The sequence below is a fragment of the Microcystis sp. MC19 genome, from assembly GCF_003019735.1.
GTDB lineage: Bacteria > Cyanobacteriota > Cyanobacteriia > Cyanobacteriales > Microcystaceae > Microcystis.
Map to the genome: position 1 here is coordinate 1,053,445 of NZ_CP020664.1, position 14,787 is coordinate 1,068,231.

The 14,787-nt window shown below is 38.3% G+C and carries 18 protein-coding genes, 1 tRNA gene and 2 pseudogenes; 4 read left to right on the forward strand and 17 right to left on the reverse strand.

Annotated features, from left to right (window positions below; all coding sequences use genetic code 11):
* Positions 1 to 36: 36 nt before the first annotated feature.
* A complete protein-coding gene (locus tag B5D77_RS05375; RefSeq protein ID WP_106908421.1) occupies positions 37 to 1,080 on the forward strand; it encodes an IS630 family transposase in 1,044 nt (347 codons plus the stop codon).
* On the opposite strand, the gene B5D77_RS05380 is transcribed toward B5D77_RS05375, so the two are convergent.
* The 12 genes from B5D77_RS05380 to B5D77_RS27640 all read right to left on the reverse strand — a co-directional run bounded on the left by B5D77_RS05380 (position 1,077) and on the right by B5D77_RS27640 (position 8,757).
* Positions 1,077 to 1,223, reverse strand: coding sequence for a putative toxin-antitoxin system toxin component, PIN family (locus tag B5D77_RS05380; protein WP_008198101.1), 147 nt, complete (start codon positions 1,221 to 1,223; stop codon positions 1,077 to 1,079). The two genes, B5D77_RS05375 and B5D77_RS05380, sit on opposite strands and share 4 nt — an antisense overlap.
* On the reverse strand, positions 1,201 to 1,437 hold the full coding sequence (gene vap15, locus B5D77_RS05385; RefSeq protein ID WP_002762933.1) for a type II toxin-antitoxin system VapB15 family antitoxin: 237 nt from the start codon (positions 1,435 to 1,437) through the stop codon (positions 1,201 to 1,203). The genes B5D77_RS05380 and vap15 overlap by 23 nt, the downstream gene beginning before the upstream one ends.
* 296 nt (positions 1,438 to 1,733) lie before the next feature.
* Positions 1,734 to 1,931 carry a DUF2283 domain-containing protein gene (locus B5D77_RS05390; RefSeq protein ID WP_008198105.1) on the reverse strand — a complete coding sequence of 66 codons (198 nt, stop codon included), beginning with the start codon at positions 1,929 to 1,931 and terminating at the stop codon, positions 1,734 to 1,736.
* Complete coding sequence (locus B5D77_RS05395) at positions 1,918 to 2,178, reverse strand: DUF4258 domain-containing protein (RefSeq protein ID WP_008198107.1); 261 nt, start codon at positions 2,176 to 2,178, stop codon at positions 1,918 to 1,920. Before B5D77_RS05395 ends, B5D77_RS05390 begins: the two co-directional genes overlap by 14 nt.
* A 209-nt stretch (positions 2,179 to 2,387) precedes the next feature.
* The gene (locus B5D77_RS05400) at positions 2,388 to 2,813 is read right to left on the reverse strand and encodes a type II toxin-antitoxin system VapC family toxin (protein WP_106908422.1); all 426 of its coding nucleotides are present in this window, start codon (positions 2,811 to 2,813) and stop codon (positions 2,388 to 2,390) included.
* A complete protein-coding gene (locus B5D77_RS05405) occupies positions 2,800 to 3,042 on the reverse strand; it encodes a hypothetical protein (protein ID WP_106908423.1) in 243 nt (80 codons plus the stop codon). Before B5D77_RS05405 ends, B5D77_RS05400 begins: the two co-directional genes overlap by 14 nt.
* A 449-nt stretch (positions 3,043 to 3,491) precedes the next feature.
* A protein-coding gene (locus B5D77_RS25735) for an IS630-like element ISMae29 family transposase (RefSeq protein WP_159036943.1) occupies positions 3,492 to 4,630 on the reverse strand; the annotation gives its coding sequence in 2 pieces (ribosomal slippage) (positions 3,492 to 4,198 and positions 4,198 to 4,630; 1,140 coding nt in all).
* A 52-nt stretch (positions 4,631 to 4,682) separates the two neighbouring features.
* The gene (locus B5D77_RS05420) at positions 4,683 to 4,994 is read right to left on the reverse strand and encodes a helix-turn-helix domain-containing protein (protein ID WP_106908424.1); all 312 of its coding nucleotides are present in this window, start codon (positions 4,992 to 4,994) and stop codon (positions 4,683 to 4,685) included.
* Positions 4,987 to 5,379 carry a type II toxin-antitoxin system RelE/ParE family toxin gene (locus B5D77_RS05425; protein WP_002775262.1) on the reverse strand — a complete coding sequence of 131 codons (393 nt, stop codon included), beginning with the start codon at positions 5,377 to 5,379 and terminating at the stop codon, positions 4,987 to 4,989. The genes B5D77_RS05420 and B5D77_RS05425 overlap by 8 nt, the downstream gene beginning before the upstream one ends.
* An 805-nt stretch (positions 5,380 to 6,184) precedes the next feature.
* Positions 6,185 to 8,104, reverse strand: a complete 1,920-nt coding sequence (locus tag B5D77_RS05430; protein WP_106908425.1) for a serine/threonine-protein kinase — start codon at positions 8,102 to 8,104, stop codon at positions 6,185 to 6,187.
* A gap of 198 nt (positions 8,105 to 8,302) precedes the next feature.
* On the reverse strand, positions 8,303 to 8,623 hold the full coding sequence (locus tag B5D77_RS05435) for a hemolysin XhlA family protein (RefSeq protein WP_002734355.1): 321 nt from the start codon (positions 8,621 to 8,623) through the stop codon (positions 8,303 to 8,305).
* Between the two features lie 11 nt (positions 8,624 to 8,634).
* Positions 8,635 to 8,757, reverse strand: coding sequence for a hypothetical protein (locus tag B5D77_RS27640; protein ID WP_002800399.1), 123 nt, complete (start codon positions 8,755 to 8,757; stop codon positions 8,635 to 8,637).
* A gap of 152 nt (positions 8,758 to 8,909) precedes the next feature.
* Between B5D77_RS27640 and B5D77_RS05440 the strand changes: the two genes are divergently transcribed.
* Entirely contained in the window at positions 8,910 to 9,140 is a 231-nt protein-coding gene (locus tag B5D77_RS05440; RefSeq protein ID WP_002775250.1) for a hypothetical protein, read from the forward strand.
* A 371-nt stretch (positions 9,141 to 9,511) separates the two neighbouring features.
* On the opposite strand, the gene B5D77_RS05450 is transcribed toward B5D77_RS05440, so the two are convergent.
* The 3 genes from B5D77_RS05450 to B5D77_RS05460 form a co-directional block, all read right to left on the reverse strand.
* Positions 9,512 to 10,936, reverse strand: coding sequence for an AAA-like domain-containing protein (locus B5D77_RS05450; RefSeq protein WP_106909959.1), 1,425 nt, complete (start codon positions 10,934 to 10,936; stop codon positions 9,512 to 9,514).
* Between the two features lie 189 nt (positions 10,937 to 11,125).
* Positions 11,126 to 11,473, reverse strand: coding sequence for a YkgJ family cysteine cluster protein (locus B5D77_RS05455; RefSeq protein ID WP_002800396.1), 348 nt, complete (start codon positions 11,471 to 11,473; stop codon positions 11,126 to 11,128).
* 157 nt (positions 11,474 to 11,630) lie between these two features.
* Positions 11,631 to 11,702 (reverse strand) — tRNA-Val (locus B5D77_RS05460).
* Positions 11,703 to 11,783: 81 nt separating this feature from the next.
* Here B5D77_RS05460 and B5D77_RS05465 point away from each other — a divergent pair.
* Complete coding sequence (locus tag B5D77_RS05465) at positions 11,784 to 12,320, forward strand: metal-binding protein (protein ID WP_106908427.1); 537 nt, start codon at positions 11,784 to 11,786, stop codon at positions 12,318 to 12,320.
* A 19-nt stretch (positions 12,321 to 12,339) separates the two neighbouring features.
* Here the strand turns inward: B5D77_RS05465 and B5D77_RS05470 are convergent.
* Positions 12,340 to 13,206, reverse strand: a pseudogene (locus B5D77_RS05470) (glucose-6-phosphate dehydrogenase); the annotation flags it as partial.
* A gap of 143 nt (positions 13,207 to 13,349) precedes the next feature.
* On the opposite strand from B5D77_RS05470, the pseudogene B5D77_RS05475 reads away from it, so the two are divergent.
* Positions 13,350 to 13,657, forward strand: a pseudogene (locus B5D77_RS05475) (ISKra4 family transposase); the annotation flags it as partial.
* A 36-nt stretch (positions 13,658 to 13,693) separates the two neighbouring features.
* Here B5D77_RS05475 and B5D77_RS05480 read toward each other — a convergent pair.
* A protein-coding gene (locus B5D77_RS05480; RefSeq protein WP_106908108.1) for an ISKra4 family transposase occupies positions 13,694 to 14,757 on the reverse strand; the annotation gives its coding sequence in 2 pieces (ribosomal slippage) (positions 13,694 to 14,601 and positions 14,601 to 14,757; 1,065 coding nt in all).
* Between the last annotated feature and the right edge of the window lie 30 nt (positions 14,758 to 14,787).

The window sequence follows — 14,787 nt, forward strand, 5'->3', positions numbered from 1 at the left end:
AGATTCATAATTAGAAGCAAAGCACTCATTGACAACATGATTAACCTACAATTAACGGAAGAAGAAAAGAACTTACTGTATTATGAAAGATTTCATCATCCCCATCCCCGGGTTCAACTGAAGATGGAAGTTCTCTGGTTAAAGAGCCAAAAGATACCGCACAAAAAAATTTGTCAGTTAGCAGGAATCTCGCCAAATACCTTATTAACCTATCTTCGAGATTATGAAGAAGGCGGAATAGAAAAATTAAAAGAAATCAACTTCTATCGCCCTAAAAGTGAATTAGAGTCTCAAAAAGAAACGCTCAAAAAATACTTCGAGAAAAATCCACCAGCCACAATAAATGAAGCTGTATATAGAATAGAAGAATTGACAGGGATAAAACGAAGTCCTACCCAAGTGAGGAAATTCTTAAAATCCTTGGGAATGAAATGTTTAAAAATAGGTTCTCTTCCTTCTAAAGCTGACCGGGATGAACAAGAAGACTACAAAGAAAAAAAGCTAGAACCCAGACTAAATGAGGCTAAAGAAGGAAAAAGGGCTGTTTTTTTTGTTGATGCCGCTCACTTCGTCATGGGAGCATTTCTCGGTTTTGTTTGGTGTTTTGAGAGACTTTTTGTTAAGTCAACGAGCGGGCGTAAACGCTTCAATGTTTTAGGGGCATTAAATGCAATAACTCATGAAGTTATTATGGTTACTAATGACACTTATATTACAGCAACTCAAGTCTGTGAACTTCTTGAAAAAATAGCTGCTTTAGGACTAATGATTCCCATCACTCTAGTCTTAGATAATGCCCGCTATCAAAAATGTAAAATTGTTGAAGAATTAGCTCTTTCTTTGTCAATAGAGCTACTCTATCTACCGTCTTATTCGCCTAATCTAAATTTAATTGAAAGGCTGTGGAAATTTGTCAAAAAGAAATGTTTATATGGTAAATATTATGAGAACTTTTCTGACTTTTCTTCAGCTATTTATGAATGTCTGAATGATGCCCATCTGAAACATAAAAAAGAACTGGATTCCTTGCTGACTCTAGGATTTCAGAAGTTTAATAAATCTCAGATTATGAACGTCTAAAGTATAAGTAGCTGTGGAGAAAAAATCGGCACAAGAGTTTTTTCAATCAGTAGATATTTTAAACCAGCTAACTGTTTACCAATAAGAAAGCTAATCCAAAGGTTAGTATCAATAATAACTTTAATCGGTGGCTTGTTGTCCATAAATTTCAGCCCTAACTTCCTCCACTTCTTCGGTAATTGTCTCTAGGGAAAGCTCATCAGTTTTAAAGGTTTCTAAAAGTTGGGTTAATTTTTGATTTAAAGTTTCTTTTTCGAGTTCTTTACTGAGTTTTATTTTGTCACTTTCTGGGAGTTGTTTAACCAAATCTAAAATCTGGTCAAAGTTTAAGGTTAGTTGGTAAGTTTTTTGGTTCATTTTCTCAAATTATTGTTTATTGATAAAGTTTAATTGCTCGCAGTGCATACTCAAAACAACGTTCCCGAATATCTATTTGTTTCTTCTATTCTTTTTGATAATTAACTTTTTGGGACATCTATTACTACTCTTTGCGAATTGTTTCTAGGTTTATCATTGTCATTGTTTAAATGCGCGACAGCTTATTCTCATTGCAGCAAATTACTAAAACAATTAAGCTAAAACTAATTCTAATTACTAATAAATTTTTCTCATTAATCTTCTCTTTCATAGTTCATATATCTAACCGACAGAAGCTAGGAGATTGATACCAATTCAGCAGTGGTGTCTTCTGAAATAAATTTTCGGAAGTCTAAGACTTCGATAAGAACTAGCATATCGTCATTAGAATAGTGCAAGATAACCTGTCCATTGTCTTCTGCATAACTGATAGGTTTATCCGATAACTCAATTAACAGGATATCAACATCTTTACTGTATTTAATCTTTTTCATATCTATTTGTCCTTCCAGGGTATAAAGTAATGATCAAGATAAAAGCACTAAATTCTCGACAAATAACTCGTAGAACTAAGTTTTCATTTAATCTCCTTTGAAAGATGACTTTGGATTCTGGCAATATTTCTATTTTATCAGGATTACAAATCGTAGCAATAATAAATTCTGGAGAAATATTTAGTTCGTGATTAGCAAGGATGTCGATTTTAAATTTCGCATGATCGCTAAATCGAATCTCTTTCATAATTCATAATTCATAATTTATCTATCGAGTTCTGTGAAAAGCTGATGTTTACATGAGCAAAATCCCTAAAATTAGACTTGATAAAAAACCTGAGATCGTTATATTCTACAGGTGACAAGCTTTTGCACGAGAGAGCCACGCCCCACGCACCAATTATATCATTAATTCTACCTGAATATCAAACAGAGGAACTAGAAGCCTGTTCCGGATTACATTTGTTCTTGAAAAAGATTTTGAAATGGCTCCGTATTTTTCCAACGATAGGTATTAAAATCTCGATAATCAACGGAAAGAATTTGACCTGAACCTAATTCTTCTGCTAAAATAACCAAAGATGCGTCGGCTAAATCCATTGGCAAATCTTTATATTTTTGCATCAGTTCTTCAATGCGTTGGCAGTGCTTAGTTTTGAGATTGAATACCTGTAGTTCTCCTGTGGAGATTTTATGAATAAGGGTTTTTGGGACATCTATTCCCACTCGTTTTTGTAGTAAGTAGCAAGTTTCAGTAACAACGCACCAGGTTGTAATAAATTGTTGATTGATGAATTTTTGGAATTGTTTTTTTGCCAATGGGTGAAGTGAGTCGTTTTTATTAGCAAGGACTAGCCAGAAACCAGTATCAACAATGATCATATTTTTGCTTAAGTTCACTTGTTAAATAGGTTTTATAGTTTTGCGAAAGGTCTGGTTCAGCTTCTATACAACCGATAAAGTCAGACCAATCTTCTGTTCGCTGCTCTTTCATTTCCTGTGGGTTGGGAGAATATCGTTTTTTGAGAATACCTACAAGTTCAAGAATAGTCTGTTGTGCGTCGAGGGGAAGAGACGCAATATCTTCTTGAATCGTTTCTAGGTTTATCATTGTCATTATCTCTTTATGGTTGATTGTATCAATTTTAAGATAAAAATCGAGTTCTGTGAAAAGCTGATGTTTACGGGAGCAAAACCCCTAAAATTAGACTTGACAAAAAACCTGAGATCGTTATATTCTACAGGTTAAAAGCTTTGAGAGAAGGATAACCAACCCCCACGCCCCACGCACCAATTATATCATTCATTCTGCCTGAATATCAAACAGGAACTAGAAACCTGTTACTAGGGAGAGATTACTGCGGGGGGGATATTCGGTAGCAGTTAAATAATCATAATAAAAACCACTCCAGACACAGTGGCGGCTCTTGTCGGGTGCGTTAGTGATAGCGTAACACACCAATTTTCTTAAGATGGTGCGTTACGGCGCGATCATAGTTTAATTATTAACAAATCTCCTTTAAATACGCGCAAACACGCACCCTACAAGCTACTAGTCTGTCAAGTTTGAATTGAGGGATAGAGTTTTTTTAATTTAATACGAGCATCAGCATTAGTAAATCTCCAGTCAACTGAATTTGACTTTTCATTTCGATTTTCTTCCCATGCCTTAATTTCTTGTTTTAAACTATCCATGTCTGGGATACGACGATCGAGACATTGACGATTCAAAACGCTCAACTCAATTTCTGCCATATTTAACCAGCTGCCATGTTTGGGAGTGTAATGAAATTCGAGTTTATCTAAAATTCTCTTGGCCTCTTCCGGTTCAAAGGCTTTATATAATGAGGCTTTTACATGAGTATTTAAGTTGTCTTGAATTACTCTAATTTTCTGGGCATCCGGATAACGCTCATCAACCAAATATTTCATTTGGTGTGCATAATCGCTCGCCGTCCTTTGTTGTGTAACTTCTACATGTCGCCAACCTTGTAATGGTTCAAAAAACATAAACATATTGGCTACACCATTACGCTCATATTGATAGTCATACCTTTCTGGTTCTCTCGGTTCGGCTGGTATTTTCTCTTTTGTTTCTTTGACTAATTGTTTACAACTCTCATCAAAACACAGCCAGGGATTTTGCTGGTCATACTCACTATGATAAATATCCAAGACATCTTCCATGGCACAGACAAACTCCGCTGATTCTTTTGGGGGAATGACCCATGATTGATTCAGCCATGGTTTCAATTCATTTTTTTTAAGGTTTTTCTGATGGTTTCTCGTGATATTTTTTCCACATATTCAAGTTCGACCATTTTATCTGCCAGCATTTGAAGTGTCCATTTTGCTCGTCCCGTTGGTGTTTCACTACAAGCGATGGCAATCAGATCTGCTTCCTTTTCCCCATCGATAATTTTGGCACGGCGATGTTCTTGCTTTTTTCGAGTTAATGATGATTCAATTCCTGACTCGACAAATCTTTGTCGTACTCTCTCAATGGTGGCTTGAGCAACATTTAAGGCTTCACTAATTTTCGAGTCAGTCCAACCACCTTCCTGTTGATTGACGTCTGCTAAAAGCAGTATTCTGGCATGGTTCATTTTGTAAGCTGCTATTTTTCCTTTCTTGGTTAGCTGCTCGAGTTCAGTTCTTTCGGAGTCTGTTAGATCTACAATATATTTTTTCTTCGGCATTTTTTTGTCTGAAGTTGGATAACTTCTTCCAGATTAGCTCTTTTTTTATCCCTCAAAACAAAATTGATGCTCTACTACTAACAAGGCTCATTTTGACTCGTTGATTAAGGGCAGTGGCAATTTTTTGTAGCATTATTAGGGGATTGTCTTGATAGTCAGCGTCTTCTAGATCTTCAATAACGGATTGCTCAACATGGATTAGGTCGGCTAGTTGTTGTTGAGTTAATCCAGCATTCATACGAGCGTCATAAATCAATTGTGCGATTTCTGAGTTGAGGGATTCTAGGGCAATTTGTTCTTTGATTGTGGGATCGTCTGCAATCATTTGGTGAATGATTTTTACGGCATCTGTGGTTTTAGGCATTGTTTATTTCTCCTTGATAAGTATGAAGTTCTGGATTTTGTTTAAATTGTGCTTTTCTTTGGATAATTCTCTCGATGTCTTGTGAGGGAACGGCGGAAGTTTTTTTGATAAGAGCATGACCAATAATTGCTATATTTTGACCATGATAAAAATAGAGGATTCGATATTGTATGGTTCCCTGTTTGGCTCTAAGCTCCCAGATATCATTTCTGAGATAATCGGCAGCAGGGCGGCGCAGTTCATGACCTTGTGCGGCAAGTTGTTCGATTTTGGTTATACATTTGGCAAATCCTTTTTTATCAGTTTTGAGTAATTTCTGAAGCCACTCAACAACGGGTGAGATGCCTTCTGCTTCTTGATAAAAGATGATTTTTGTCTTTGGCACGTTTCTTTTGAAATAGTATGCGATGAAAAATCAATAAATGTAATCAGGTGATGGTGATGGGTATCGAATTGCTGGATAGCTCATAACCTCGTTGAAAAGAATTATGCGATCGCCCCTTGTTTATCCCCTAAATTAAACTTAGAAATTCCGCGATAATAGACATCAACATCGTTAAGTATCGAGTTCCCCAAAAGCTGATGTTTTCGTGAGCAAACCCCCTAAAATTAGACTTGACAAAAGACCTGAGATTGTTATATTCTACAGGTAACAAGCTTTTGCACGAGAGAGCCACGCCCCACAGACCAATTCTATCATTCATTCTGCCTGAATATCAAACAGGAACTAGAAACCTGTTACTAGGGAGAGATTACTGCGGGGGGGATATTCGGTAGCAGTTAAATAATCATAATAAAAACCACTCCAGACACAGTAGCGGCTCTTGTAGTGGACTGTTTCAACTAAAATAGGGCAATAGATTTCGGCTTAAAGTCTTAGATTATAGAATTTATAGCATTTTTCTAATACACCAAATTAGCTGAAACAGTCCAGTAGTGGACTGTTTCAGCTAAAATAGGGCAATAGATTTCGGCTTAAAGTCTTAGATTATAGAATTTCTAGCATTTTTCTAATACACCAAATTAGCTGAAACAATCCAGTAGGGTGCGTTAGTGATAGCGTAACGCACCAATTTTCTTAAGATGGTGCGTTACGGCGCGATCATAGTTTAATTATTAACAAATTTCCTTTAAGTACGCGCCTAACGCACCCTACAAGCTACTTAACGGTGTTAACTCCCTACAATAATTTAATTGGAAACACCTAATTCTTTTAGTCTATCCAGAGAGTTTTGATACCAAGTTTGATTATTTTGTTGTTGATGAAGTTTGGCCGCTTGGCGAAAATCTTTAATTGCCTTTTCATTGTCATTTAATTCTTTGTATATTAAACCGCGATTATAGTAGGGAACAGCAAAGTCAGATTTGAGTTTAATCGCTTGATTGTAGTCTGCAATCGCGCCTTGCTTATCTCCTAAATTATACTTAGCCCATCCGCGATTATTGTAGGGAAAAGCAAAGTCGGGATTGAGTTTAATGGCTTGATTGTAGTCCTTGATCGCCCCTTGTTTATCTCCTAAATTATACTTAGCCCATCCGCGATTATTGTAGAAATCAGCATCATCAGGATTGAGTTTAATCGCTTGATTGTAGTCTGCAATCGCTCCTTGTTTGTCTCCTAATTGAGACTTAGCAACTCCGCGCCAAAAGTAGGTATTAGCATAGTCAGGTTTAAGTTTAATCGCTTGATTGTAGTCCGCAATCGCCCCTTGATTATGTCCTAAATTATACTTAGCAAGTCCGCGAGAAATGTAGGCATCAGCATCATCAGGATTGAGTTTAATCGCTTGATTGTAGTCTGCAATCGCTCCTAGTTTATCTCCTAAATTAGACTTAGCACTTCCGCGATCATAGTAGGCATTAGCATAGTCAGGATTGATTTGAATTGCTTGATTAAAGTCCTTGATAGCCCCTTGATTATCTCCTAAATTATACTTATCAACTCCATTATTATGGTAGGCTACAGCATCGTCAGAATTGAGTTTGATCGCTTGATTTTGATCCGCAATCGCCCCTTGATTATCTCCTAAATTATAATTGCCTATACTGTAAATTGCTAGTCCGATCACCCCCCCAAATACAATCATCCCAATGCCGTTATATAGCCATTTACGCCTAGTTATCCCTGATGTAGTGCTAATTTTTATCTGAGGAGGAGGTGAAACGGGGGGAGGTTGTACTACAGTTCTACTTGAAGGAGGATTATTCAACACTGTCAGAACTTCTGAAGCTGATTGATAGCGCTGACTAGACTTATCTTCTAACATCTTGTTGAGGAGATTCGCCCAAAAATCACTAATTGATCTTTTTTGCGATTTTAATACCGATTGCCATAACCATCGCCGCTGATTCACATCATAGACTGGATCTGGCAAATTATTGTTACTTTGGGGGAAACATCCTGTTAATAAACGGACACAGGTAGCGGCTAAACTATATAAATCACTAGCGGCGACTGCACTGCCCATGATATGTTCATAAGCAGCATAACCCGGAGTATATAAACCTGTCCCCATTTGGGAGGTTTGCTCTTTAATTCCCCCAAAATCAATTAACATCAATTTACCGTCACTCCGACGACGCATCAGATTATCCGGTTTGATGTCACGATGGATCAATCCTTTAGAATGGAGATAGACAAGGACTGGTAATAATTGCTGTAATATTTCCTTGATTTTCTGTTCACTAAATCTTCCTTCTCTTTGATACTCTTGAAGCAGGGTTTCTCCTTCAATAAACTCCTGCACTAAATAGAGGGAGTTCCCCTGAGAGAAATAATCATAAACGGTGGGAATTTGTTCGTGTTTTAATTCGTCTAATTTTTCCGCTTCTCTTTGAAATAACTCCTTAGACTTCTCCAGAGCAGCTCCCTGCATTTGAGCAATAAATTTTTTAATAACCCGGGGTTTGCGATTAAAATTCAAGTCCTTAGCTTGATAAGTTCTACCGAATGCGCCTTCGCCTAATACTCCGACAATGAGATAACGGCTATGAAAAGAATATGATTGGCTAGTTTGGCTTAAATTTCCGCCACATCCTTGACAATAGCTATAATGAGTCGGATTTTGAGGATGGGAACATTCGGGATTGAGACAGTAGAGGATACTCATAAATCATCTGGAGGAATTTGATTAAGTACCTAAAAAAAATTGATGATCTCATTGAGAGAAGATGTGTAGGCTCCCTTAGGCGGTTACAAATCCCGTCAAAAAACCAAAATTAACAATCCGCCGTAACGCACCGATTATATCATTCATTCTACCTGAATATCAAACAGGAACCGGAAGCCTGTTCTGCGGCAGTGGGAGTTAGGGGTTGCTAACAGGGGGAACAGTGATGACAAAGCGGATAACAGTTCCGATAACTGCTGTTGCCAAGATGGTGATTAATGCCCAAATTTGGGCTTTCTGGGAGCCTTTAATCTCTTTTAAATCACCTTGTAAGGTGTTGAATTCTCCCTGTAATGCCTTGAGATCTCCCTTTACTTCGGCCTCGAATCTGACTTGAACAATCCTGATCTCTGTGACATCTTTCTGGAGCGCGTCTAGCTTCTGATTGGTCTCTTTAAGATTCTGATTAATCTGGTCTAGGATTTTTCCTAAATCGGTTTCGATGGTGGGGCCGCTCATGGGTTAGACTCCTAATTAATTGGTGCTGTTGTTTCTGACTTAGATTTCAGTGTTTGAACAAATTGTAAAACTTTTTGTTGCTTTTCCAGTGTCAGTTCTCGCCATTGTTCAAGTATTTCTTCTTCTTTACCCATAAATACCTCGCTCTTCAATTATGAATTGTTTGGTTTTGAGCAAGGCTCATTAATAAAAACCACTCCAGACACAGAGGAAATAAAGATCATATCATTTTGGGTTTGCGGTGGACGTTGTAGAATAGAGAAAACCTAATGCGCTGATAGATACCATGCCCTCTCCTGCTATTACCACGATCATCAAGATGGTTGAGTCTCTGCCTGATGAGCTTCAAGAGCAGTTAGTAGAGTATGTTCGAGCTTATATTGCAGAAATTGAAGAAGAAAAACGATGGGATCAGTCGTTTAAACAGACGAAGAATAATCTAGTCGCAGCAGCACGGAAAGCCAAAGAAGAGATTGCGGCAGGATTGTCCGCACCGATGGATTATGAGCAGCTATGAATTCCGCGACATTGCCCTCATTTTGGCAGAAGTATCGCAACTTGAAGCCAGCAGTCAAAGCCGGAGCCAGGAAAGCATATCGGTTATGGGTAGAGAATCCGTTTCATCCGTCGTTAAATTTTAAGTGTATTGACAGCGACGAAGATATTTGGTCAGTGCGTGTAACGAAGAGTCATCGAGCTTTGGGAGTGCTGTCAGGGGATACAGTGACCTGGTTTTGGATTGGCGATCATGATGAGTACGAAAAGTTTTATTCGTAAAACACAGGAACTACAAGCCTATCCCACTCGAACTTTAAAAACCCCCTTGCCACTCTCCTATACTTTTTAAACAGGATTTAGTATCACTCCCTCATAATGACATTCGATAAACTAGATGGCATAGCGACTTTTTTCGGAAGTATCAAAGCGAGCAAGCGTAATTTTTTTGGCGAGGATAGAAGTTTTTCGAGGCAAAAAAACAGAACGTTGCCGGAAATATTCGCCAAAATATTGACGGTAGAGAGGACAACTGACTCGGCAAAACTTACCTTGTCGGTGAATTAGTCCGAGACTTTCTAGGTGAAAAGCTGCCATTAAATCAATTTCTATGTCTTTTTCCGCCATCACCACCTTAGCAAAGATAGCCGCTAAATTGCCCTTTAAGTATTGCAGATGCCAAAGTAAACGTTTAAGATGGCCAGCAAAAATATTATTTTCCTCGCCGATAGAAGTAGCCAAAATGCTTTCTAGGCTACAATTACCCCGAGCAAGATGATAGCAAGCAAGACGAATTAAATAGGGATTACCCCCTAGAAATATCCGTAGTTTTTCGCAGTCAAAATTCTGATCTAATCCCTGTATTTGACTTAATTCTCGTACTTGTGCGCTGGTAAAATTAGGCAATTCGATCGGTAAACCAAGACTAAAAGGAGATTGATAGATATCTGAGGTTTTATCAAGCTCCTGTGCAGGGGAATAGGCAACAATTAAACGTAATTTTTGCCAGAGAGGTTTGTTTTTGCCTTCCTCGTGCCAGAGGTGCAGAATACTAAAAAATTCTTCCCTTAGCTGTGGATAGGGTAAAAGATATTCAAGATCATCAAAGGCAAGCACTAAAGGGCGATCAAGATGGGAGAGAATATGCTTTTCCAGATAGATTTTACAGTTAATTTTACCCCCTAAGAAGTCATCCCAATCCTGTGGGAGATGATTGTCTAAATCTAACTGGCGACTAATACTAACACAAAGCCAACGCAGCCAGTGATTTAAATCTTGAAAAATTGAGCTTTCTGCTAACCGAAAACTGAAATAAAGTGTATGGTATTGCTGTTGTTGTGCATGATTAATAATTCTGGTTATCAGGGAAGTTTTTCCCATTTTTCTGGCCGCATTAATCCGGATCAGACTACCCCCGCGCAAGATCTCTTGATAACAAGTCTGTTCTAGATTGTTTCTGTGAATATAAAAGGGGGAATCGAGGGGGACTTGTCCCTCTGGTAACTCAGGCAATAGTTGAGGATTAATAGTATTAGTTTCTGGTAAGTTAGGACGATAATAATCGCTATTTTCTAAAGTTAAATTAAAAGCTTGAAAACAATGTTTCAGGGTTTGTTTATCCACTCCTGATTCACAAGCAAATACCTTCATCAGAGTATCTACTCCTAAAAGAGTTTTCTCGCTGAGGACTTCTAGGGTGAAGCGATGACCGCAATTATCCCGATATTCCGCTTCTTGTTTGGCAGTAAGTAATTTTTCTAGTCCCGTGGTGGTGAGGATAACCCCGCGTCTGCGGCGCTGTTTTTCCGGTTTTTCCATGATATTTTTTCCCTGTCCTGAACCCAAACTCTGCACCTCTAGAGGTTTTGAGTTTCCTATAGACTTCTCCTCAACAGGGAAACAATCAATTCCGTAATTTTACTGGTTTAGCCATCAAAAAGCTAGGAAAAATAACCAGACCACTTATTTTCTTCCCCGTCCGAGTTATTTCTGGGATGGGGGTAAATCTTAGCCTACTTGCTGACGATAGCTATTCATTTCTAGGCTATCTTCCCCATAAAGATCCTCAATGTGTTCATGACAACAATCGATCGCAAATTGCTCAAATTCTCCCGGTTCAATTTGATACATTTTGGCAAAAATATCGGGTTGAACACGACAAAATTCTGGTCTCTGGTCATAAATCGTACAGAGACGGGTTTGGCGATCAAAGTGTATACACCAACCTTCTTCCCCAACCATGCTGAGATATTGACTTAATTGTGCGGGAGTCAGATATTCTTCTAAGTCAGGACGCTCATCGGGATTTAGTTGACAACAAGCTCCACAATTTTTAATACATTTCCAATTGGCCATATAACCGGTGTGCCGCGATGAATTAATCCTAGTACCTACTGACTAGCTTACTAGCAAATAGTCGCAATTTTGCCTTCCCGCAGCAATTCCCCTCAATAGTTTTAATCTAACCCAGCGATCGGGATTGAAAGCTTGACGAGGCAAGAATCTAATAAAATGGGCGTTGTAAGGGTCGAACTTACGGCATCCTGCTTGTAAGGCAGGCGCTCTACCACTGAGCTAAACGCCCGAATCAATTTCGCACTTTCTCAGTATAACACATATTTTCAAAAAAGTATATTATTTTTTTGAGCGAGTTAATTTTTTTCCGATGCCCTCTGGTCGAACTCACGATCGCATTACCCTAATTCTGTTGCTACCGATTGCGGGGGCGAGTTTTTTGGTCAGTGGCAGTGGTAACTTAACCTTGTTACTGTTGGCCAGTTATTTGTTTAGCGGATTTCTGTTTGGACCGGATCTTGACATCCACTCGGTACAGTACAAACGTTGGGGTTATCTGCGCTGGTTGTGGCTACCCTATCGTTCCATGATCCGTCATCGCGGTTGGTTATCCCACGGTTTATTGATCGGCACAATTTTTCGGTTATTTTATCTTGGTAGTTTTCTTTTACTAGCGGCGATCGTGATCATTCCGATCCTGCAAAGTTTCTGGGGTATAGACTGGGATTGGCGACTGTGGCCGCAGCAAGCGATCACTTGGTTGCAACAGTATCCCCGGGTAGCGATCGCTATTTTCCTGGGTTTAGAATTAGGGGCGATGAGTCATAGTTGTAGTGATTGGATCGGATCGGCCTATAAACGTTCTCGAAAAGTTACTCAAAAACCGGTAAAAAAGAAAAAACGTTAATAGTCCCCGTCCACAATTTCTAATTAGCCTTACTTTGATATTCTTGCCAAGTTTTCGGACTGATAAAGAGAGTTCCTTTTTCTTGCTGATCGGGAAACTGGATATAATTTTTCTCTAAATAATCCTTGAGTTTTGGTGATTGCAGAAATTGCTTTTCAAATCGATAGAGAAAAACCAAATCGGGCTGTCTTTTTTCGATAACTTCTAGGATAAAATCCCCATCGAGATTCTGATTGATAAATCTCTTTCTGGTGATGACGGCAGTTTCTGGGGGTGTTTTCAAGAAATATTGATATATGTAGTGAGGATTATCGGTTAACAGAAGTTTATCGGAGTTTTTAAATTTTTCAAACACAGCTTCTGCCAAAAGAGGTTTATACCTTTTATTAAATTGAACGTAGGCATTAATTGCAGGATCACGATTGGTGATTATTCTCAAGGTATTAAAGAGAAATTGGCCAGACAGTGGTAGAAAAATCAGCATTTTGAGAACTAATTCCCGGGTTATTTTTCGATTTTGCCTAAATTCACCGAGACTATCACTAATTTTTAACTGTTCGACAAACAAGGCAATTATCCAAACGGCGGGAATAATTAAGTGGATATAATAATGAGGCCAAATTGGGGCGACTGTAGCAAATCTGAACAGATTAGAACCTAACCAGACCAACGGCGGTAAAAGTGGTATTATGTTGCGGGTAAAAACCATCGCTATAATAGCGATCGCTGTCACGATTATATAAATTGGTTCGTACTGTAGGACGCTTTGTAAGAGAGTCCATAAGGTGAGATTTTCTTGAGCGAAACTAGCGGCAACACTAACATGAGATTTAATAACATTTTCGTAGGAAAAAGGAAAAATAGTCAGGGAACCCAAGACAAAGACGGGAGCATCTCACTTATGCAATGAGTATTAATACTTATAGCAGTCAAAAACTAGAAAATCTTCAACTTGATCACAAAGAGAAATGAGATTATAATAGTTATAACTTACAATTCAGAATAGCTCTCGATGGGAGGAATAATTCAATGTTATCAGAAAATGAAAAAAGAATTAAAGAGTTATGTCAAGAGTTAGGGCAATGTCTCTATGAGCAATCCCAAATTAAGAAATTTAATAACTTGGGAGAGATAGAGGAGACAGTCAGAGATTTAATGATTCATTATGTTAACCCAGAAATCGGTATTTTTTTGTCAAAACAAGCACAGAAGAAACTGCCGGTCGGACGAGAAAAGTGAAAAGTATTTTGGGGGAATTACCAATTACAGAAAAACAAGCGAAAAAATTAGAAATAAAGTCTCGGACTCAGATGAGTCCGGGAGCATCTCACCTTTGCAATAAGTAGAAATGCTTAATGAGATCAATAAAAAAGTTAAAAAAGGCAACCATTTAGATAAGCACAGCGATGACGAAGGACTTGCGGTACATTACAAGATTGCCAACTTGCACCAGTAATTTTAAGACGATGAGCAATTTGTTTAATTTTTGATTCGACGGAGCCAGAGCCAATGGAAATCCCCTCTGCCTGCAAATAACCATAATTGACAATTCGATGTTTATGCTTGTTTAAATAAGTAATAAAATTCTCAACTTGCGGCTCTGACCATCCTTCACAACAAGAGATAGCGGCGTCCACGTCCCCCTTCCATAGAAAACATTTTACCTCCTCAATTCGCTGGAATGACCCGCCAACTTTATAGAGGTTTTCGATTAAATGATACCAATCCAATATTTCAATTCTTTCCTGTTTCTCTCCGATCTCACGAAATAAATTCCAGATACCATCATGTCCATCTCCTAAACAAATTAAAGGCTTGGCCAAAACTTGAGAATTAACCAAATCTAATAAAGCTGAGTTATCTTGAAAAAAAGCCGCTACCCCCAGTTGATGAAAACTCACTGCTTTATAATCACGCCAAATTAAGGCTTTTCCCTTGGCAGTTCTTAGTCGTACCTTACCGCCATCTAGGCTCATTTCTTCCACTTCCACTTCTGGGTTAGACGGTAATTCTTCAAAAGCATATCGATGTACGAGGCGTTGTTGGGTACTGTGAGAAACAGCAATCCCTGTCAATGATTTGATTTTCTGCGCCGATTTTTCGTAGGATTCATCGCCACTTAATAGCAAACAGTTCTTCTCTAACATTGGACTCATCTGAGTCCGAGACTTTATTTCTAATTTTTTCGCTTGTTTTTCTGTAATTGGTAATTCCCCCAAAATACTTTTCACTTTTCTCGTCCGACCGGCAGTTTCTTCTGTGCTTGTTTTGACAAAAAAATACCGATTTCTGGGTTAACATAATGAATCATTAAATCTCTGACTGTCTCCTCTATCTCTCCCAAGTTATTAAATTTCTTAATTTGGGATTGCTCATAGAGACATTGCCCTAACTCTTGACATAACTCTTTAATTCTTTTTTCATTTTCTGATAACATTGAATTATTCCTCCCATCGAGAGCTATTCT

Coding starts and splice junctions, on each gene's coding strand:
- B5D77_RS05375 (WP_106908421.1), top strand. CDS start 37: ATGATTAACCTACAATTAACGGAAGAAGAAAAGAACTTACTGTATTAT.
- B5D77_RS05380 (WP_008198101.1), bottom strand. CDS start 1,223: ATGGACAACAAGCCACCGATTAAAGTTATTATTGATACTAACCTTTGG.
- vap15 (WP_002762933.1), bottom strand. CDS start 1,437: ATGAACCAAAAAACTTACCAACTAACCTTAAACTTTGACCAGATTTTA.
- B5D77_RS05390 (WP_008198105.1), bottom strand. CDS start 1,931: ATGAAAAAGATTAAATACAGTAAAGATGTTGATATCCTGTTAATTGAG.
- B5D77_RS05395 (WP_008198107.1), bottom strand. CDS start 2,178: ATGAAAGAGATTCGATTTAGCGATCATGCGAAATTTAAAATCGACATC.
- B5D77_RS05400 (WP_106908422.1), bottom strand. CDS start 2,813: ATGATCATTGTTGATACTGGTTTCTGGCTAGTCCTTGCTAATAAAAAC.
- B5D77_RS05405 (WP_106908423.1), bottom strand. CDS start 3,042: ATGATAAACCTAGAAACGATTCAAGAAGATATTGCGTCTCTTCCCCTC.
- B5D77_RS05420 (WP_106908424.1), bottom strand. CDS start 4,994: ATGCCTAAAACCACAGATGCCGTAAAAATCATTCACCAAATGATTGCA.
- B5D77_RS05430 (WP_106908425.1), bottom strand. CDS start 8,104: ATGAGTATCCTCTACTGTCTCAATCCCGAATGTTCCCATCCTCAAAAT.
- B5D77_RS05435 (WP_002734355.1), bottom strand. CDS start 8,623: ATGAGCGGCCCCACCATCGAAACCGATTTAGGAAAAATCCTAGACCAG.
- B5D77_RS27640 (WP_002800399.1), bottom strand. CDS start 8,757: ATGGGTAAAGAAGAAGAAATACTTGAACAATGGCGAGAACTGACACTG.
- B5D77_RS05440 (WP_002775250.1), top strand. CDS start 8,910: ATGCCCTCTCCTGCTATTACCACGATCATCAAGATGGTTGAGTCTCTG.
- B5D77_RS05450 (WP_106909959.1), bottom strand. CDS start 10,936: ATGGAAAAACCGGAAAAACAGCGCCGCAGACGCGGGGTTATCCTCACC.
- B5D77_RS05455 (WP_002800396.1), bottom strand. CDS start 11,473: ATGGCCAATTGGAAATGTATTAAAAATTGTGGAGCTTGTTGTCAACTA.
- B5D77_RS05465 (WP_106908427.1), top strand. CDS start 11,784: ATGCCCTCTGGTCGAACTCACGATCGCATTACCCTAATTCTGTTGCTA.